The following is an 18,918-nucleotide window of genomic DNA, read 5'->3' on the forward strand; positions in this document are numbered from 1 at the left end:
ACGTTCGCGATGCCCACCACGAGCGCCACACCCGCCGTGAACTGGTTCTTCGGGCGGGAGAAGTCCACCACGCCGTCCACCCACATGCGCACACCCACGATGCCGATCAGGCCGTACAGGATGAACGTGACACCACCGAGGACACCCGGGGGGATCGTGAAGATCAGCGCCCCCACCTTCGGGCTCATCGCCAGCAGGATCGCCGTGATGCCCGCCACCCAGTACGCGGCCGTGGAGTACACGCGGGTGGCGCTCATGACGCCGATGTTCTCGCCGTACGTGGTGGTGGGCGAGCCGCCGAACGTGGCGGACAGCGTCGTGGCGAGGCCGTCGGAGAACAGGGTGCGGCCCATCATCCGATCCAGCGGCTTCCCGGTCATCAGCGACAGCGACCGCACATGCCCCACGTTCTCCGCCAGCAAGCACCAGCACCACCGGCAGGAACATCGCAGCACCGACGGGTGGAACTCCGGGAAGTGGAACTGCGGAAGCCCCAGCAGAGGAGCCTCATTCACCATCGTGAAGTCCACCTCCCCGCGGACCACCGCAACCGCGTAGCCGATCGCCACACCGATCAGCACGGAGATGCGGCCCAGCAGGCCCCGGAAGATCGACGTGCACAGCACCACCGCCGCCAGCGTCACCACCGCCGTCACGGTCGACTTCTGGAAGTTCTCGTATGCGGTGGGCGCCAGGTTGAAGCCGATCAGGGCCACGATCGACCCCATCACCACCGGCGGCATCAGCAGACCGATCCACCGGGTCCCGACCTTCTGCACCAGCAGACCCACCAGCGCCAGGATCACGCCCGTCATCAGAACGCCGCCCAGGGCCACACCGATGCCTCCGTCGGCCTTCGCGGCGGTGATCGGCGCAATGAACGCGAACGAGGACCCGAGGTAGCTGGGCACCCGGTTGCGGGTGATCAAAAGGAACAGCAGCGTGCCGAGACCGGAGAACAGCAGCGTGGTGGACGGCGGGAAGCCCGTCAGCAGCGGCACCAGGAACGTGGCGCCGAACATGGCGATGACGTGCTGGGCGCCGATGCCGATGGTGGCGAACCAGTTCAGCCGCTCATCGGGCGCGACCACGCGACCGGGTTCAACAGTGCGGCCGTTGCCGTGCAGGGTCCAACGGAACATGAGTGCCTTCTTCGATCAGCGGGAGAGGGTGGGGAATGTGCGGCGCTGCCGGGTCTCGTCGCACCACATCCGGGACGCGGGCCCACAGGCCCGTGCCCGTCAGGTCGCGGTGGCGGAACTCGGAGAACCAGCGGTCCAGGCTCGGTGCGCCGTGCTCATCGCGCACGGGCGCCGGAACGGTCAGCATGAGGCCGGCCGCGATGCCGATGATGAGGGCCAGCCCGCCGTTCGTCAGGGTGCCGCCGGCGGAGGCGACCACGGAGTTCACGATCACGCCGAGGAACCCGAGGACCGCCAGCGCCACCGAGATCACCACCCCGGAGGTGCGGGCCCTGGCCGCATGGCGGCACATCAGTTCGTGGCGGGCCACAGCCGAGGCGACGGCGAACACCACCATGAACGCGGCGTTCATCGCGGCGATCGACAGCGGGGTGCCGTCGTCGTACCCGAGGAACACAGCGGCGACGAACGCGAGCGCGGACACGAACCCGACCACGTGCATGATCAGGGAGAACTCGAACGCGCGCACCGTGTAGATGATCCAGTCCGAGCGCCTGAAGCTCAGCGGCATCGAGCGGACGTACGCCCGGTTGATCACGATGCCGAAGCCGACGAACAGCAGCGGCAGCCACACGTACCCGGTGGAGAACGACTGCGGCGCCGCGTACTCCATCTCGAGGGACGAATCCATGATCGCGCCGGCGACCAGCAGCCCCACCGCACCGACCTCGAACACGTACCAGGAGGGCCGACGGTGCAGAACCGCCTCGAGGAACAGGACGATCAGCGCGAGGCTCGGAACAGCATGCGACAGGGTCACCAGCGCGAACAGGTGCGCTCCCGCGAACGCCTTGCCGATCATCATCACCACCGCGAGGGCGAACGACGCGTAGGCGAGCACGCGCATGACCCGCAGCGCCATCCGCGCCCAGCCCTTCTGCTTCTCACCGGGCGTGTGGCCCTCGTGCCGGGGCGGCTCACCGCCGACGGTCGCGCCGAGCGCCAGCAGCGCGACCCCGGCGCCGACGCCGATCGTGGGCCCGTCGGGCAGGGGATGGAAGAGGTCCGGCAGTGAGGCACCGAAGTCAGCGCCGATGACGCCGAGCACCGCCACCACCGCTGGGATCTGGCAGAGCATGCGGACGTTCTGGATGACCTGGAAGTTCGTGTCCTTCGCCTTCCACCGCATCAGCGACGCGGCGGCCACTCCGACGATGCCGATGCCGGCGGCGATGCGGGCCGCGGAGTCCAGCACCACGTGCTCGGATTCGGTGACGGTGGTGGCGAACACGGCGATGAAGGAGACGACGGCGAGGGCGTCGCGCACGACGTCCCAGGGCGAAACGGTGCGGAACTGCACCGGCAGGGAGATCGACGCCTTCAGCTCTTCGGGGGCCACCGTGGGGGTGGTGCCGGAGCGGGCGTAGCTCTTCTGGATCGGTTCCTTCACCACGGCGTGCTCGGCGGTGCTCTCCCCGTCGAGGTCGTCATCGACGCGGCGCACCCGCACGGCGGTGGAGCCGCCGGGGCGGGTGGCTGCTTCTTCCTCAGCGGGCGACGCCGGCTGAGCGGGCGCAGCCGTGTCCGGCGCGGGCGCGAGGATCGGGATCTCCTGCGTGGAGGTGTCGGGCATGTCGGGGACGCGGACCGGGGCGGGGCGTTCAGGGCGCGTCAAACGGGGCTGGGCGGCAGCGTCGTCCTCCAGCTGCGCCTGCTGTGCACGCATCCGAGCGTAGTCCTCCGGGGAGGGCAGCTTTTCGGTGGGCACGAAGCCATCGTCGGTGGCGAAGAGCCAGTCGTCGTCCGACGCGTTCCTGTCCGAAGCCATATCTCCCTCACTGTCGAGTCCTTCGCCAGTGTAGGACCCGCACCCTGCTCGGCCATGGAGGCGCGGCGCGCGGGTGAACGCACATCACACGGGAGGTCGCGGGGACGGCCCCGCCGCCGGGGTCCGCGCGCGGCTGCGAGCAAAACCTGGAGCAGATCAGCCGATCCACCGGGTCAACGACCCAAAAGGGCGATTCTGCTCCATCTTCTGCACACGGCCTCGCTGCTGAAGGCAGCCGATGCGGACCGGGGGCGGGGTGGATCGGGGCTGGGACCGGACCGGCTGCCGGTCAGACGATGTCGTAGTGGGTGCGGGAGAAGCGGATCGCGGGGCGCATCGCGGTGCCGTCCGCGAGCGCCACCACCCGACCCACGATCAGGCGATGCGTCGCGGCCTGGTGCACATCCGCCACCTCCAGAGCGAACGAGGCGATGCCGCCGGTGAGCACCGCGTTGCCGTTCGGGTCGCGCTCGTGCGCGACGCCGTTGAGCATGCCCTGCAGCGGCAGACCGGAGGTGCCGAAGCGGTCCGCGAGGTCCCGCTGGTCACTGGACAGCACGGTCAGGGCGCAGGTACCGGCCTCCTCGATCGCTTCGGCGAGGCGGGACTCGCCGTACAGGCTGAGCAGCATCGTGGGCGGGTCGTACGAGACGTCGAGGAACGAGTCGATGGTGGAGGCGATGTCCCAGCGGCCGATCCGCGCGGTGGCGACGGCGAGCCCGGAGGGGATGTCATCGCTGAGGCGTCGGTAGGTGACGGTGTCGACGGGGCGCATCAGGACTCCTTCGGGCTCGGCCGGCTGAGATGTGCAGTGCTGCGGGTGGCGATGGGGGAACAGTGGGACCGGACCGCTCGACACCCTACCTGGGGGTCCGCGACCAGCACGGCCACTGCTCCGTGCGCACCGCAGCCTGCGCACCGCTGCGTGGACACCGTTCCCCGGGCTCCCCCAGAACAGCGGTTCCGCCCGCGCCGACAGGCAGGCCGCTGCGCTGGCGGGGACGCCGCGTGACGGGAGGGGGTGACCACAGATCCCTTCCCCGCCCGTCCGGTGACTGAGACAATGACCCGGTTGCTGACCGGCGAGCGGGGAGTTGGAGTGGTCATGGCCGAGCGGAAGCGGACGAGCCTCCTGTGGGGAGTGGAGCGGCTGCTGCCGAAGCCCGCTGACTACAGGGAGCTGCCCACCAGCTGGCCCCGCGACATCCTCGCCGGCATCACCGTCGGCATCGTCGCCCTCCCCCTTGCCCTCGCGTTCGCGATCTCCTCCGGCGCCGCCCCCGAAATGGGCCTGATCACCGCGATCATCGCCGGGTTCGTCGCCGCCGTGTTCGGCGGCTCCCACGTGCAGGTCTCCGGCCCCACCGGCGCCATGGTCGTGATCCTCGCGCCGATCGCCGCAACCCACGGCATGATCGCCCTGCCGATCGTGGCGGTGATGGGCGGGATGATCGTCATCGTCGCCGGTTTCTTCCGCCTGGGGCGGACCGTGTCGTTCATCCCCTGGCCGGTGATCGAAGGGTTCACCCTCGGCATCGCGGTCATCATCTTCATGCAGCAGGTCCCGTCGGCCCTCGGCGTGGAGCCGGGACCGTCCCTGAACGCCCTGGTGGCGGCGATCCAGTCGCTCAGCGGGGTGCGGCCGACGGATGCCCTCCTCGGCCTGGTCTGCGTGGCGATCGTGGTGGCGTCCATGACGCTGCTGCCGAAGATCCACCCCCGCATCCCGGGCTCCATCATCGCGATCATCCTGGTGACGATCGTGGTGGACCTCGCGGGATGGAACCTGGCGCGCATCGGTGAGCTGCCCACGTCGCTGCCGATGCCGCACGCACCGCCGTTGGACCCGGACATGCTGCGGTCCCTGATCGGCCCGGCGTTCGCGGTGGCGGCGCTGACGGCGATCGAGTCGCTGCTGAGCGCCCGCGTCGCCTCCGGCATGACCACCGCCGGCACCTATGACGGTGACCGCGAACTGGTGGGCCAGGGCCTCGCCGGCATCGCTTCGGGCCTGTTCGGCGGCATGCCCGCCACGGGCGCGATCGCCCGCACCGCCGTGTCCGTGCGCTCCGGTGCCCGCACCCGCGTCGCCGCGATCGTGCACGCCCTGTTCCTCACCGCCGTGGTGTACTTCGCGACCGATCTCGTGGGCCGCATCCCGATGGTGGCGCTCGCGGGTGTCCTCATGATGACGGCGGTGGGGATGGTGGATCGCCGCACTGCCGGTGACATCATCGGCACGTCCCGCTCGGATGCGTTCCTGTTCGTGGTGACGGCGCTGATCACCGTGTCGTTCGACCTCATCTGGGCGGTCGCGATCGGCATCGCCATTGCTGCGGTGTTCTCCCTGCGCGCCATGTCGCTGAACTCTGTTGTGCACCGGGAGGAGCTGCCGGGTGAGGCGGAGCCGGGTGATGAGCGCATCGCCCTCATCGAGTTCGACGGCTCCCTGTTCTTCGGCATCGGCGACCGCATCCTCACCTCCCTCGACGATGTCGACGAAGTGGACGTGGTGATCCTGCGGCTGTCCCACCTGCGCTTCATGGACTCCTCGGGCGCGCGCGTCCTGTCCGAACTGGTGAAGACGTTCGGCCGCCGCCGCATCACCGTCATCGTGAAGGGGATCCAGGCGCGCCACCAGCGCCTGACGGACCGCACCGGCGTGCTGTCCTCCCTGCAGCCGGACGACTACGTGATCGCGTCGATGCCGGATGCGGTGAATCAGGCCCGTCAGATCGTGCGGGAGCGCGAAGCGGAGCGCGCCGCTGCCGCACAGGAGGGCGCCGCCGTCTGAGCCGGGGGCGAGCTGACGGGGCCGACGGGGCAGGCTCCGACGCGCGCTCGCGCGGTCCTCCGGAAGTGCCGGGATGCTCCTGCGACCGCGGGACCGAAGACCCTCGCAGCGCCCCCGGATCGCCCGTAGTCTGGACCCAGGACGAGCAGAGAAGCGACCCTTCTTTCCTCGTCCTCTTTCTGTTCCGGCCCACGAGGCTCCTCGCAGGAAGACGCCCCCGGGGCACACACCGTTCCCGTGTCCCTCCAGCACGAAGGCATTCGCGTGTTCGACACACCCATGACACCGAAACTGTTCCTCGACCGCGTGCTGAACGGCGCTGCCGTCGGCATCGTGGTCGGTCTCATCCCGAACGCGATCACAGGTGAGCTGTTCAAGCTCCTGGCGCGACTTTTCCCCGACATCTCCCTGTTCACCACCCTCGGCCAAGTGGTCGTGGGCCTCCAGTTCACCGTGCCGGTGATCGTGGGCGTGCTGATCGGCATGCAGTTCGGCTTCACCGCCGTGCAGACGGTGATCGTCGGCACCGCGAGCTTCGTCGGCTCCGGAGCGATGAAGTTCAGCCCCGACGGGGTCATGCTCGTCGGCATCGGCGACCTCATCAACACGATGATCACCGCGTCCGTCGCCGTCCTCATCCTCGCGTGGGTCGGCAACCGGCTCGGGTCCCTGACGGTCCTGTTCCTGCCGATCATCGGCGGCGGCATCGCCGGCCTCGTCGGCATCCTCACCCTGCCGTACGTCACCTTCATCACCACGGCGATCGGCACGCTGATCAACACGATCGCGGCGTCCCAGGGCCTGGGCCTGGCCGCGTCGGTCCTGATCGCGATGATCTTCGCCGTCATGATCGTCTCCCCGATCTCCACGGTCGCCGTGGCCCTCGCCATCGGCATCACCGGTCCCGCTGCCGGCGCAGCCAGCCTCGGCATCGCCGCTGCCGCCGCGGTCCTCATGATCGGCAGCCTCCGCGTCAACAACGCCGGCGTCACCTGGTCCACGTTCCTCGGGGCCATGAAGATGATGATGGGCAACCTGCTGAAGTACCCGATCATGGTCCTCCCGCTCGTCCTGGTGGGCGGCCTGACCGGCCTCGTGGGCGGCATCCTCGGCATCCAGGGCACCCCGGAGACCGCCGGCTTCGGCCACTCCGGTCTCGTGGGCCCCATCGCCGCCGCGAAGCAGCTCGACCAGGGCGGCATCGCCGCGATCCTCATCCTCGTCCTTGTCTACTTCGTGATCCCGATTGCGCTGGCCGCCGCTGTGCACGCCCTGTGCCTGAAGATCGGCGTGTACCAGGCCCGCATCTTCGCGTTCTCGCCGCAGGGCGCACCGGTCACCGAGGGCGCTGCCGATGAGCCCCTCGACCCGGACGCATCCGCCTCCGGCGGTGCACCGACCACCCGATCCGCTGACACCGACGCGGGCGCCTCGCCCGCACGAGCCTGAAGGAGCTGGCTGATATGAAGATCCTGTTCATGGGAATCCGTGACGACGAACGCCCCGCCCTCGACCGCTGGATGCAGGAGCACCCGCAGCACGACGTCGAGGCCACGACCGAGATCCTCAGCGCCGATACCGTCGGCATGGTCGACGGGTTCGACGCCCTCACCGTTCAGCAGGTGATCCCGCCGGAGCCGGAGGTGTACGCCGCGCTGCAGGCCGCGGGGATCCGTCAGATCTCCAGCCGCACCGCGGGCACGGACATGTACGACATCGCGCTCGCGCAGAAGCACGGCATCGTCATCACCAATGTGCCGGTGTACTCGCCGAACGCCATCGCCGAGTTCGCCCTCACCTCCGCGCTCTACCTGACCCGCCGCTTCGCCCAGATCGAGCAGAAGCTGCAGCACCGGGACTTCCGCTTCGGCGGCCTCCTGGGCCGCGAGCTCGCCACCCTGCGCGTGGCCGTGCTCGGGACGGGGTCGATCGGTCTGCAGACCGCGCGCCTGTTCGCAGCGCTCGGAGCCACCGTGGTCGGGTACGACCCGTACCCGAATGACGCGTTCACCGAGGTCGGCCAGTACGCGCCGAGCCTGGAAGAGGCTCTGGACGGCGCGGATGTGCTCACCCTGCACATGCCGCTGATGCCCGCCACCCACCACGTGATCGACCAGGCGGCGCTGGCGCGCCTCGCCCCCGGGGCGATCGTGGTCAACTCCGGTCGCGGCGGCCTGCTGGACACGCAGGCCCTGCTGGCGGCGCTCGACTCCGGGCACCTCAGCGGCGCCGCCCTGGACACCTACGAGAACGAAGCGCAGTTCTACCGGTACGACTGGAGCGACCGCGACCTGGGCGACCCCGTGCTCGAGCAGCTGCTGGACCGCGAGGATGTGCTGATGACCCCGCACGTGGCGTTCTACACGGAGACCGCCGTGGAGAACCTCGTGGTGGGCGGCCTGGAGAACGCGGAGCTCGCAGCCCGCACCGGCACCGCCCCGTCGGTGGTCTCGCCCGCCTGACCCCCGCCTGCGCCGAGCGCGCACTTCATGCCCGCGCCGAGCCCGCCCTGTGCGGCTCGGCGCGGAGCCGCGTCCAGGAGCGCGGCCGGGGTGACGCACCCCTCAGGCCATGACTACCCAGCGCCTTCGGGGCATGGCTACGCTGGATCTCATGACTGCACCGGATATCGCTCTCGCCTCCCGTTTCCAGGACGCCTTCGCCGCCGCCTTCGGCGAGGAGTACCGCGATGCGGATCCGATCATCCGGCCGGGCCGCTTCTCCGACTTCCAGTGCAACGCCGCGATGGGGCTGGCGAAGAAGCTGGGGCAGAAGCCGCGGGACATCGCCGCACAGATCGTGGAGCACCTGGACCTGACGGGGATCGCGTCGGCCCCGGAGATCGCCGGCCCCGGGTTCCTCAACACCACCCTGTCCACCGAGTGGATCGCCGGCGAGACCGCCGCGATCGCCGCGGATGAGCGCCTGGGTGCCGCCGTCCCCGCCTCCCCGGACACCGTGGTCATCGACTACTCCGCGCCGAACGTGGCGAAGGAGATGCACGTGGGCCATCTGCGCACCACCGTGGTCGGCGATGCGCTCGCCCGCACCCTGGAGTTCCTCGGGCACCGCGTGATCCGCCAGAACCACATCGGTGACTGGGGCACCCCGTTCGGCATGCTGATCGAGCACCTGCTGGACGTGGGCGAGGACTCCGCGGATGCGAAGCTGCTGGAGACCGACCCGAACGCGTTCTACCAGGCCGCCCGCCAGAAGTTCGACGGCGACGAGGCGTTCGCAACGCGCGCACGTGCCCGCGTCGCCACCCTGCAGTCGGGTGACGAGCAGACCCTGGAGATCTGGGGCCGCCTCGTGGACCTGTCCAAGCAGTACTTCCACCGCATCTACTCCACCCTGGACGTCACCCTCACCGATAACGACCTCGCCGGCGAATCCTCCTACAACGACCTGCTGCAGCAGACCTGCGACGATCTGAAGGACGCCGGCATCGCCCGCGTCTCCGACGGCGCCCTCTGCGTGTTCCCCGACGGCTTCACCGGCCGCGATGAGCAGCCGCTGCCGCTGATCATCCAGAAGTCCGACGGCGGCTTCGGCTACGCCACCACCGATCTCGCCGCCATCCGCCACCGCGTGCGGACGCTCGGCGCGACCCGCATCGCCTACGTGGTGGGCACCGCGCAGGAACTGCACTTCCAGATGATCTTCCAGACCGCCCGCGAGGCCGGGTGGCTGCCGGAGTCGGTCGACGCCCAGCACGTGAAGATCGGCTCCGTGCTCGGTGAGGACGGCAAGATCCTCCGAACCCGCTCCGGCTCGTCCCTGCGCCTCATGGACCTGCTGCAGGAGGGCACCGCGAAGGCCCGCGGCGTGATCGACGAGCTCCGCCCGGACCTGCCGGAGGATGAGCGCGAGCAGATCGCGCAGATGATCGGCATCGGCGGCATCAAGTACGCGGACCTGTCCACCGCGCATGATTCGGACTACACGTTCGACCTCGACCGGATGCTCGCCCTGCAGGGCAACACCGCGCCGTACCTGCAGTACGCGGTGGCGCGGATCCGCTCGATCCGTCGCCGCGCCGCTGAGGCGTCGGGGGCCGACGGGGCCGCCGTTGACAGCGCCGCCACTGACAGCGCCGCCGCGCCAGCTGCGGCACCCCGCGTGGTCGATGACGCCGAGCGCGCCCTCGCCCTCCAGCTGCTGGAGTTCGGGCCGACGGCGACCGCCGTGGCCGCGGACTACGCCCCTCACCGGATGGCCGCCTACTTGTTCGACCTCGCGCAGGCGTTCATGGGGTTCTACGAGCACTGCCCGATCCTGAAGGAGGAGGACGCCGAGGTCCGCACCGGCCGGCTCGCCCTCGCCGACCTCACCGAATCGGTCCTCGTGACCGGTCTGGACCTGCTGGGCGTCAGCGCCCCGGAGCGCATGTGAACCTCGCGGTCATCGGCATCGCCACGGCAGGCCTGCTGGCCCTGTTCACGTGGCGGTTCCACCACGCGCTCACGCAGATGTCCGGCGGTCGGCGCTTCGACGGCGGCGAGTTCCTCCGCTCCATCGGCATGATCACCGCGCTGCTGGTGTACGTCCTGATCGTGACGCTGCTCGGCGGCGCCACCATGGGTGTGGTGCTGCTGTGCATGATGGGGTCGCTCGCTGCGTCCATCGGCCTCGCCTGGGTGCTCGCCTCCCGCGGCTGACCCGGCGCACCCTGCCCGCGGCTGGCGCGGAGAACGCTGCCCGCGCGACGGCGGGAAGGCCGACGGGTGCCGGATGGAGCGCCGGGTCAGGCGAGGACGCGGTCGATGAACTCCGCCTGCTCCTGCAGCAGGCGCTCCATATCCGCCCCGCGCGACATCCGCAGGCGGCCGTTCAGCTTCCCTGCCACCTCGCGGTAGTCCACGTGCAGGTCCTGGCGCTCGAACTGCATCCGCATGATCCGCGCGTCGGTCAGGAAGATGTCCTTCAGCCCCACCGACAGGTGGATCGACGGCAGCGCCGCCAGATCAGCGTTCACCGGCGACAGCGACGGATCATCCAGCGGCGTGCGGCCCGCGTACGCCGACGCAGCGGCCTGCAGCAGTCGGCGCTCATGCACCGGGTTGCGCTGCTCCGTCTCGGTCAGCTCCGTGTTGTTCAGCTCCAGGTCCCACCACGGCGACATGATCACCAGGCCGCGCGGCGCCGGAACGTTCGCCTTCTCCGCCTCCCCGGTGCCGAGTCGATCCGCGAGCGCCAGCGCCAGACCCGCCCCGGAGTTCTGCCCCGCGAGGATCCAGTTGAGGTCGGTGAGGACCCCGTCGGCCGACAGCCGCTTGATCACCGCCGCGGCATCCAGCAGACCCGTTGGGTGCTGGTAGTCCGGGGCGTAGCGGTAGTCGATGAGGACGGCGGCGCATTCACGGCGGTCAGCCTGGTCGGACAGCCACTGCCAGTCGAACGCGAACGGCCCCGACACATACGCCCCACCGTGCAGGTAGACGATGACGCCGTTGTCAGCCTTGTGGCGGTCAAGCCACACGGTGCGGGTGCGGTTGATCATGGCGACGTCCACCGCGTGGCGCTTCAGCACCGCCCCCGTCGGCGTCGCCATCCGCGCCTTCCCGAAGCCGGTGGTGTACACCCAGCCCGGCAGGGGTGCCTGGCGGACGGCACGGACAGCGATCTTCGGGTACTCAACGAGGCGGCTCATACGGCCACAGTAGCGAACAGCACTGGATGATTGAATGGGTTCCATGCACATTGACCTGCTGATCCTCACCGCTATGCACGAAGAGGCCGACGCCTTCACCCCGCACCTGCAGCAGGTCCAGGAGGTGGAGAGCCCCCTGGCCGCCGGCTCCGCCGCCACCACCGTCACCGCCCGCACCGGCCTGCTCACCACCGCCAACGGTCAGCAGGTCCGCTGCGCGCAGGTCACCACCGGCATCGGCACCGCCCCCGCCGCCACCGCCGCCACCTGGGCGATCCTCACGTTCGCGCCCCGCATCGTCATCTCCGCCGGCTCCTGCGGCGGCCTCGCCAGCGACATCAACGTGGGCGACGTCGTCATCGGAGAGACCTACAGCTACTCCCTGGCCGACGCCACCGCCGCCGGCTACGCCCACGGCCAGCTGCCGGGCGCACCTGCCGTGTTCGAAGGGCACGCCTCCGCCAGCGCCGTCGCCGACGCCGTCGCGGACACCGGGGCCGCGGTCCGCTGCGGCCTCATGCTCTCCGGGGACGCGTTCGTCACAGCCGACAAAGCCGAACCCATGCGAGAACTGCACCCGTCGGCCCTCTCGGCCGACATGGAATCCACCGCGCTGGCGCACACCGCCGAACGGTTCGGACTGCCCTTCCTCGCTATGCGGGGCGTCAGCGACCTGTGCTCCCCGCGGGCCGACGAAGAGTTCTCCATCGGGCTGGACGCCGCCGCCGAAGCATCCGCCGCGGCGGTCCTCACAGGCGCTGACCTGCTGGTCTGACCAGCGCCGACACGCGGGGCACAGCGACGTGACCGGGACGGCAGAGGGTTGATACGCGCGGGGGGTCCCCCATAGCCTCAAAAGGCACTATGCCAATCACGAGAGATAGGTCTATGGCTTCCTCCACTCCCGAATCGACGGCGACCGAGCCCGTCGACTCCTCCCCCGCGCCCGATCCCCAGAACCGTGAGAACTTCGGCCTCGCGAAGGTCGTCTTCGGCGTCGCCGCCGCCGTCATCCTGATCTCGGTCGGCTTCGCCCTCCTGCTGCCGAACCAGTTCAACGATTTCATCGGCACCATCAACGACAAGCTCGTCGGCGCCGTCGGCTGGTACTACGTCCTCGCCGTCACCGGCTTCGTCATCGCGGCCCTCGTCATCGCGTTCTCCCGCCTCGGCTCCGTCCGCCTCGGCGGCGACGACGAGCGCCCCGAGTACGGCATGTTCTCCTGGTTCGCGATGCTGTTCGCCGCCGGTATGGGCATCGGCCTCGTGTTCTGGGGCGCCGCTGAGCCGCTCACCTTCTTCACGAAGGACGGCGGCGCACCGCGCTTCGCGGACCTCGCCGATCCGGCCCGCGCCACCGAGGCGATGAACCAGGTGTTCCTCCACTGGGGCTTCCACGCCTGGGGCACCTACGTGGTGGTGGGCCTCGCCCTCGCCTACGCGGCGCACCGCCGCGGCCGCCCTCTGACGATCCGCTGGGCGCTCGAGCCGCTCCTCGGCCGCCACGTGAACTCGTGGATCGGCCAGCTGGTGGACATCCTCGCGATCGTCGGCACCGTGTTCGGTGTGTCGATGTCGCTGGGCTTCGGCGTCAACCAGATCACCGCCGGTCTCGACCATCTCGGCCTGCTCGACGGCACCCCCACGATGAAGATCATCCTGGTCGTCGTCATCACGGGTCTGGCCACCCTGTCCGCCGCCTCCGGTGTGGACAAGGGCATCAAGATCCTCTCCAACATGAACCTCGCCCTCGCCGGCGTGTTCCTCCTCCTCGTGCTCGCGCTCGGCCCCACCCTGTTCCTGCTGCGCGACTTCGTGGACAACATCGGCGGCTATCTCTCCAGCCTGCTGTCCAACTCGTTCCAGACGCTGCCGTTCTACGGTGAGGACGGCGCCGGCTGGCTGAACGGCTGGACCATCAACTACTGGGGCTGGTGGATGTCCTGGTCGCCGTTCGTGGGTGTGTTCATCGCCCGCATCTCCCGCGGCCGCACCGTCCGCGAGTTCATCATCGGCGTGCTCCTCGTGCCCACCCTCGTGACCATCCTCTGGTTCACGATCATGGGCGGCACCGCCATCTACAAGACAATGTTCGACGGCGTGGACTTCACGCAGGCCGACGGAACCATCAACGCTGACACGGCCCTGTTCGACATGCTGAACACCCTGCCCGTCGGCGGGCTCCTCGCCGGCATCGCCATCGTCCTGCTGTCGATCTTCTTCATCACCTCCGCCGACTCCGGTGCATTCGTGATGGACATGATCGCCCACGGCGGCAACCCGAACCCGCCGCGCATCACCCGCATCTTCTGGGCGATCTCCTCCGGCCTCATCGCCGGTGCCCTGATCGCCGCAGGTGCCGCCACCGGCACTGACGACACCGGCATGAGCGCCCTGCAGGCACTCGCCCTCATCGCCGCTCTGCCGTGGTCGTTCGTCATGATCGGCATGGTGCTCTCCAGCTTCAAGGCCCTGCGCATGGAAGTGGACCACATGGAGCACCTCGAGCTGCGGCTGCGCAAGCGCGAAATGGTCAGCGCCGTCTCCGACACCGTCACCACGCAGGTGATCGACGAGATCACCACGGACGAGGGCGCCCTCGACCACGAGGCCCTGCGCGCCTCCTCCATGCAGACGAAGGAGCGCAAGCGCCGCGAGGCTCCCCGGAACGCGAAGAGCCCACAGGCCCCGAAGGGCCAGCGGGCTCCCAAGGACCGCTGAGGGCCCCTCAGCGCTTCCCGACGAAGTCGCCGTTCCCGTCGAGCGCTTCGAGGTTCGCCAGCAGGCGGTCCTCAGCGCCGACGGGGCGGCCACCCGCCGCGTGCGGCGTGATCAGCAGGTTCGGGGCATCCCACAGGGGTGACTCGGCCGGCAGCGGCATCTGCTTGGTCACGTCGATCGCGGCCCCCACGATCTCCCCGGACTCCAGGGCCCGGAGGAGATCGTTCTCGTTCAGGGCGTGCCCGCGGCCCACGTTGACGACCACGGCCCGCTTCGGCAGCGCGGCGAAGACATCCGCGTTCAGCAGGTCCTTCGTGGAGTCGTTCGCCGGCAGCACGGAGATGAGCACGTCGGTGTCGGCGAGGTGGTCGTGGACGTCTTCGGTGGCGATGACGGGGAAGCCGGCGCGCTCCCCCGCCGTGGAGGCGACACCGGTGACGTTCGCGCCCAGTGCCTTCATGATCGGAGCGAGGTGCTGGGAGATCTGGCCGAAGCCCCACACCAGCACGTTCGCGCCGATCAGGGTGGTGACGCGGTCCTCGGGGTGCAGCGGCTGGCCTTCGCCGAGCTCGCGCGACCAGTTCTTCTTCTCCTGCTGGCGGACCGATTCGTCCAGGCGGCGCAGCAGGTAGAGGGTGAGCGCGATGGTGTGCTCGCTGACGGTGGCGTCATGCAGGTGCACACCGTTGGTGAGGATGACGTCGTCGGAGAAGCCGGCCTTCTTCACGGCGTCCACGCCGGCCATGAAGGTCTGCACCAGCTTCACGTCGGTGAGTCGCTTCGCGGCGTCCTCCACCAGGTTCTGCGGCTGCATCCACTGGACGTACACCTCGGCGTCCAGGTGCTCCTCCGGGATCGGTTCATCGGTCTTCGTGGTGATGAACTGCCAGCGGTCATCGTCCGGCAAGTCGAGGTCGATGGAATCAGGGATCAGAACTTTTGTTGTCATGGCTCACACCATAGCCAGGGTCCCGTCGGCCGCCGCCCAGCGCGCTCAGCGCTCGTCTCGCGCCCAGTCCTACTCGTCCCGCTCCCAGCCCTCGAGGGCGATCTTGCCGACGGTGCGGCCGGATTCGACGCGGCGGTGCGCCTCCCGCAGGGTCTGCGCGCTGATGGGGCGCAGAACATCCTCCATCACGGGGCGGATGCGGCCCTCGTCGGCGAGGTCCGCCACCTGTTCGAGGATCTCGTGCTGACGGGTGATCTCCTGATCCGTCTGGAACAGGGGCCGCACGAACATCGACTCCCAATGCCATGTGATCGCCTTCGACTTCAGCGCCATGAGGTCGGTGACGTCTTCGATCTCATCGATCGCGACGATGTGGCCGCGCGGCTTCATCAGGTCCGCGAACACGCTGCCGCGGCCCCCGGACTTCGAGGTGAACATCCAGTCCACGCCGCCCGGGGCGACCTGGAGGACCTGTTCGGCCAGGTCGCCGGTGTGGTCCACGGTGTGCTCCGCGCCGAGGGAGCGCACGAGGTCCGCCTTCTCAGCACTGGACGCGGTCGCAATCACCGTGACCGTGGGGAACAGTGCCTCCAGCAGCTGCAGCATCGCGGTGCCGACACCGCCGGTGGCGCCGTTGACGAGGATGGTGCCCTCCGACTCCTCCGTGAGGCCGAGGCTGTCGGTGAGCGCTTCGAACGCGGTGAGGCTGGTCAGCGGCAGGGCCGCGCGCTCCGCCCAGGAGAGGTCCTTCGGGGCGCGGCCCACGATGCGCTCGTCCACCAGCTGCAGCTCCTGGTTGGAGCCGTCGCGGTTGAGCTGTCCGGCGTACATGACCTCGTCGCCCACCTCGAACCGGCGGGCATCGCCGCCGACGGCGCGGACCACTCCGGCGGCGTCGAAGCCGAGGACGCGGAAGCCGTCGGTCGGAGCGCTGCGGCGCTGCTTGACGTCGATGGGGTTGACCGAGACCGCGCGCACCTCCACCAGGAGGTCGCGGCCGACGGGGTCCGCGGTGGGCATGTCCTGTTCGACCAGCGCCGCATCGTCCTCGACCGGCAGGTTGTCGGTGCATCCGATGGCGCGGTGGCTCAGGAACGATTCGCCGTGGAGAACAGTCATGGAAGTCATGTCCTCATCCTCTCCGACATCCCTGGGCATGCGTCCAGGAACAGCGTCGGCCCCGGTCAGAAGGTCGTGATGCCGTCCCGGTTGAGGAACACGCCGTGACCGGACTTCGTGGACCAGCAGGTCATGCCGTTCGTCTCCGACGCGCACACGAACTCACCATGGCTCGCCTGCGTGCCGTACGGCATCTCCTGCGCAGCCACCGCGGCGTCATCGTTGGTGACGGCGCCGGAGTCGGTGAACTCGGGCTCACCGCCGGGCTTGATCACGATGCTCTGGTTCGGCGCCTTCCCGGTGATCTCCTTGACGGTGCACACGGCGCCGTTCTTCGGGTCGATATCGCACCAGATGTTGCCGGAGGGGGCGCGCACCCGCGCGATCTGCAGCGCGGGGTCATCACCCTCGACGTTCGTCATCGGCTTCGCGGACGCGGGCACGTCGCCCCCGGCGCCGCGGTACGCCTCGGCGGGCAGGATGATGCGGTCACGCGTCGGCTGCTCGGAGGCCGACGGGGACGCCGAATCGCTCGGCCCGGAGCCGTCAGTGGAGTCGGCGCTCGGCGACGGGGAGGCCCCGTCGGGCGCGTCGGCACTGGGCGACGCGGAGGCCCCGTCGGCCGGTGCGTCGCTGCTGTCCGAGGCGTCCTTGCCGTCGGCGGCGGGCGTCTCGGTGGCCTCGAACGCCGGACTGGAGTTCGCGGTGTCGGGGCTGTCGCTGCGGACGGCGTCCACCATGCCGCAGCTGCTGAGGGTGAGGACGCCGGCCGCAAGGGCGAGGATTCGGCGCTTCATCGGGTCTCCACTTCACGTTGGGGGTCAGCGGACCATTCGGAGAACGATCCGGGGAACAGGTAGCCGTGGCGCAGGCCCGCGTGCTCCATCGCGAGGACGTTCACGCAGGCGCTCACACCGGAGCCGCAGTAGTTGATGACGATGCGCTCCCCCGTCGCGCCCGCGTCCTCGAACGTGCGGCGGATCTGCTCCGGGCTGCGGAAGGTCCCGTCGGCCTGCAGGTGCGCGGCGTACGGGACGTTGACGGCGGTGGGGATGTGGCCGGCGCGCGGGTCCACCGGTTCCACGTCGCCGCGGAAGCGCTCCGGCGCGCGGGCGTCCACCAGCAGGGCGCTGCGGGAGTGGGCGGCGTAGGCGACCTCGTCGATGGACACCAGGCGCACCAGCGGCTCCTCCACCGTCTCCACCGGGGTCGGGTCGTTGTGGCCGGGCTCCATCGGCACGTCCGGGTGAGCGGCGCGGTAGGCGGGCAGGCCGCCGTCGATGAGGGCGGCGGCGATGCCGGAGAAGCGGAGCATGAGAACGAGGCGGGCGGCACCGGCCGGGTCGTCGGTGCCGTACGCGTAGACGCGGGTGTCGGGGCCGATGCCGAGGCGGGCGCGGGTGGCGGCGAAGTCGTCCTCCCTCGGCAGGGGGTGGCGGCCGGCGCCGGTGACGGAGTGGTCGCTGAGGTCGTCATCGAGGTCCACGAAGACCGCTCCGGGAATGTGCCCGGTGGCGTACTCCTCACGGAACGTCGCAGCGTCCTTCGGGCCGCTGAGGGACCAGCGGACGTCGGCGATGACGACGCCGTCACCAGCGGCCGGGACGTCACCGGCCGACACGATCGGCGGCAGAGCGGTTTCAGAATTCACCGTGTCAGGCTACCCCGGTCCGGAAGTCTGGTGTACTTGGCCCATGTCACGACAGGTCGTCCTCGGTTTCGCGTTCACGCTCGCGTCCGCGTTCTTCTTCGCCGTGTCCGGAGCGGTCGCCAAGACGATGTACGCCACCGGCTGGACCCCCGGGTCGGTCGCGTTCGTGCGCCTCACCGGCGCATCCCTCCTCCTCGCGGCGCCGACCCTGTGGCAGATGCGGGGCCGGTGGGGCGAGGTCCGCGAGCATTGGCGCACCGTCCTCATCTACGGCCTCGCCGCGATGGCGGGCTGCCAGGGGTTCTACTTCGTGGCGGTGCAGGAGCTGACCGTGACGGTCGCGCTGCTGCTGGAGATGACCGCGCCGATCATGATCGTCTTCTACCTGTGGGCCGCCACCAGGGTGCGGCCGGTGGCGCTGACGTTCCTCGGCGTGATCGTGTCCATGGCCGGTGTGGTGCTGGTGCTGGACTTCCGCGGGGCGCACCTGACCGGGTTCGGTGTGGTGATGGCGCTGCTCGCCGCGGTGTGCCTGGCGATCTACTTCCTGGTGTCCTCTCAGTCGAGCATCAGCCTGCCGCCGTTCGCGTTCACGGGACTGGGGATGACGATCGGCGCGGTGGTGATCGCGGCGCTGAACCTGCTGGGGGTTATGCCGGCGGTGTTCCGCACGGCTGATGTGGTGTTCGCGGGCCGCACCATGAGCTGGCTGTGGCCGCTCGCGATGCTCGTGCTGTTCACGATCGGCGCGTACGGGTTCGGCATCCTCGGCCTGCGCCTCGTGGGCGCAACGGTGGGCGCGTTCGTGAATCTGGTGGAGGTGCCGCTGGCGGCGCTCGCCGCGTGGTTCGTGCTGGGCGAGCTGCCGACGTCGATCCAGCTTGTGGGCGGTGTGTTCATCCTGATCGGCATTGCCCTGGTGAAGTGGGGCGATGTGCGCGCTGCACGTGCGGGGACGCCGGAGACGCGGGCGGAGCGGCGCGCCCGTCGTCGCGAGGAGCGGGCTGCGAGAGCCGCCCGGGCTGCACAGCCCGCCGCGGGCGCCAGCACCGAGCCGCTCA

Annotated in this window: 16 protein-coding genes; 8 read left to right on the forward strand and 8 right to left on the reverse strand. The window is 69.6% G+C overall.

Annotated elements, in window-relative coordinates:
* The 3 genes from FHX50_RS11340 to FHX50_RS11350 all read right to left on the reverse strand — a co-directional run.
* Nucleotides 1-1,142, reverse strand: a 1,142-nt coding sequence (locus tag FHX50_RS11340; protein ID WP_183377279.1) for a uracil-xanthine permease family protein, incomplete at its 3' end; no start/stop codon positions are given.
* Nucleotides 1,102-2,970, reverse strand: a complete 1,869-nt coding sequence (locus FHX50_RS11345) for a DUF7937 domain-containing protein (protein ID WP_183377280.1) — start codon at nt 2,968-2,970, stop codon at nt 1,102-1,104. The genes FHX50_RS11345 and FHX50_RS11340, both read right to left, overlap by 41 nt.
* Before the next feature lie 289 nt (nt 2,971-3,259).
* Nucleotides 3,260-3,745, reverse strand: a complete 486-nt coding sequence (locus FHX50_RS11350; RefSeq protein ID WP_183377281.1) for a flavin reductase family protein — start codon at nt 3,743-3,745, stop codon at nt 3,260-3,262.
* 330 nt (nt 3,746-4,075) lie between these two features.
* Here FHX50_RS11350 and FHX50_RS11355 point away from each other — a divergent pair, with 330 nt between their 5' ends.
* The 5 genes from FHX50_RS11355 to FHX50_RS11375 all read left to right on the forward strand — a co-directional run bounded on the left by FHX50_RS11355 (nt 4,076) and on the right by FHX50_RS11375 (nt 10,425).
* Nucleotides 4,076-5,764, forward strand: a complete 1,689-nt coding sequence (locus FHX50_RS11355) for a SulP family inorganic anion transporter (RefSeq protein WP_183377282.1) — start codon at nt 4,076-4,078, stop codon at nt 5,762-5,764.
* Nucleotides 5,765-6,028: 264 nt separating this feature from the next.
* On the forward strand, nt 6,029-7,213 hold the full coding sequence (locus tag FHX50_RS11360) for a PTS sugar transporter subunit IIC (protein WP_221187362.1): 1,185 nt from the start codon (nt 6,029-6,031) through the stop codon (nt 7,211-7,213).
* A gap of 14 nt (nt 7,214-7,227) precedes the next feature.
* A complete protein-coding gene (locus FHX50_RS11365; RefSeq protein ID WP_183377283.1) occupies nt 7,228-8,226 on the forward strand; it encodes a D-2-hydroxyacid dehydrogenase in 999 nt (332 codons plus the stop codon).
* A gap of 151 nt (nt 8,227-8,377) precedes the next feature.
* Nucleotides 8,378-10,159, forward strand: a complete 1,782-nt coding sequence (argS, locus tag FHX50_RS11370) for an arginine--tRNA ligase (RefSeq protein WP_183377284.1) — start codon at nt 8,378-8,380, stop codon at nt 10,157-10,159.
* A complete protein-coding gene (locus FHX50_RS11375; protein WP_183377285.1) occupies nt 10,156-10,425 on the forward strand; it encodes a hypothetical protein in 270 nt (89 codons plus the stop codon). The genes argS and FHX50_RS11375 overlap by 4 nt, the downstream gene beginning before the upstream one ends.
* Nucleotides 10,426-10,511: 86 nt before the next feature.
* On the opposite strand, the gene FHX50_RS11380 is transcribed toward FHX50_RS11375, so the two are convergent.
* Nucleotides 10,512-11,417 carry an alpha/beta hydrolase fold domain-containing protein gene (locus FHX50_RS11380; protein WP_183377286.1) on the reverse strand — a complete coding sequence of 302 codons (906 nt, stop codon included), beginning with the start codon at nt 11,415-11,417 and terminating at the stop codon, nt 10,512-10,514.
* A 43-nt stretch (nt 11,418-11,460) separates the two neighbouring features.
* Here FHX50_RS11380 and mtnN point away from each other — a divergent pair, with 43 nt between their 5' ends.
* Complete coding sequence (gene mtnN, locus FHX50_RS11385) at nt 11,461-12,192, forward strand: 5'-methylthioadenosine/S-adenosylhomocysteine nucleosidase (RefSeq protein ID WP_246371094.1); 732 nt, start codon at nt 11,461-11,463, stop codon at nt 12,190-12,192.
* A 113-nt stretch (nt 12,193-12,305) separates the two neighbouring features.
* Nucleotides 12,306-14,138, forward strand: coding sequence for a BCCT family transporter (locus FHX50_RS11390; RefSeq protein ID WP_183377288.1), 1,833 nt, complete (start codon nt 12,306-12,308; stop codon nt 14,136-14,138).
* 7 nt (nt 14,139-14,145) lie between these two features.
* On the opposite strand, the gene FHX50_RS11395 is transcribed toward FHX50_RS11390, so the two are convergent.
* The 4 genes from FHX50_RS11395 to FHX50_RS11410 form a co-directional block, all read right to left on the reverse strand.
* Nucleotides 14,146-15,087 carry an NAD(P)-dependent oxidoreductase gene (locus FHX50_RS11395; protein ID WP_183377289.1) on the reverse strand — a complete coding sequence of 314 codons (942 nt, stop codon included), beginning with the start codon at nt 15,085-15,087 and terminating at the stop codon, nt 14,146-14,148.
* 69 nt (nt 15,088-15,156) lie between these two features.
* Entirely contained in the window at nt 15,157-16,215 is a 1,059-nt protein-coding gene (locus FHX50_RS11400; RefSeq protein ID WP_183377290.1) for a zinc-binding alcohol dehydrogenase family protein, read from the reverse strand.
* A gap of 56 nt (nt 16,216-16,271) precedes the next feature.
* Nucleotides 16,272-17,003, reverse strand: coding sequence for a hypothetical protein (locus FHX50_RS11405; RefSeq protein WP_183377291.1), 732 nt, complete (start codon nt 17,001-17,003; stop codon nt 16,272-16,274).
* On the reverse strand, nt 17,000-17,857 hold the full coding sequence (locus tag FHX50_RS11410) for a rhodanese-like domain-containing protein (protein ID WP_221187363.1): 858 nt from the start codon (nt 17,855-17,857) through the stop codon (nt 17,000-17,002). Before FHX50_RS11410 ends, FHX50_RS11405 begins: the two co-directional genes overlap by 4 nt.
* A gap of 43 nt (nt 17,858-17,900) precedes the next feature.
* On the opposite strand from FHX50_RS11410, the gene FHX50_RS11415 reads away from it, so the two are divergent.
* Nucleotides 17,901-18,918, forward strand: a 1,018-nt coding sequence (locus FHX50_RS11415) for an EamA family transporter (protein ID WP_183377292.1), incomplete at its 3' end; no start/stop codon positions are given.

The organism is Helcobacillus massiliensis, from assembly GCF_014191425.1.
Lineage (GTDB): Bacteria > Actinomycetota > Actinomycetes > Actinomycetales > Dermabacteraceae > Helcobacillus > Helcobacillus massiliensis.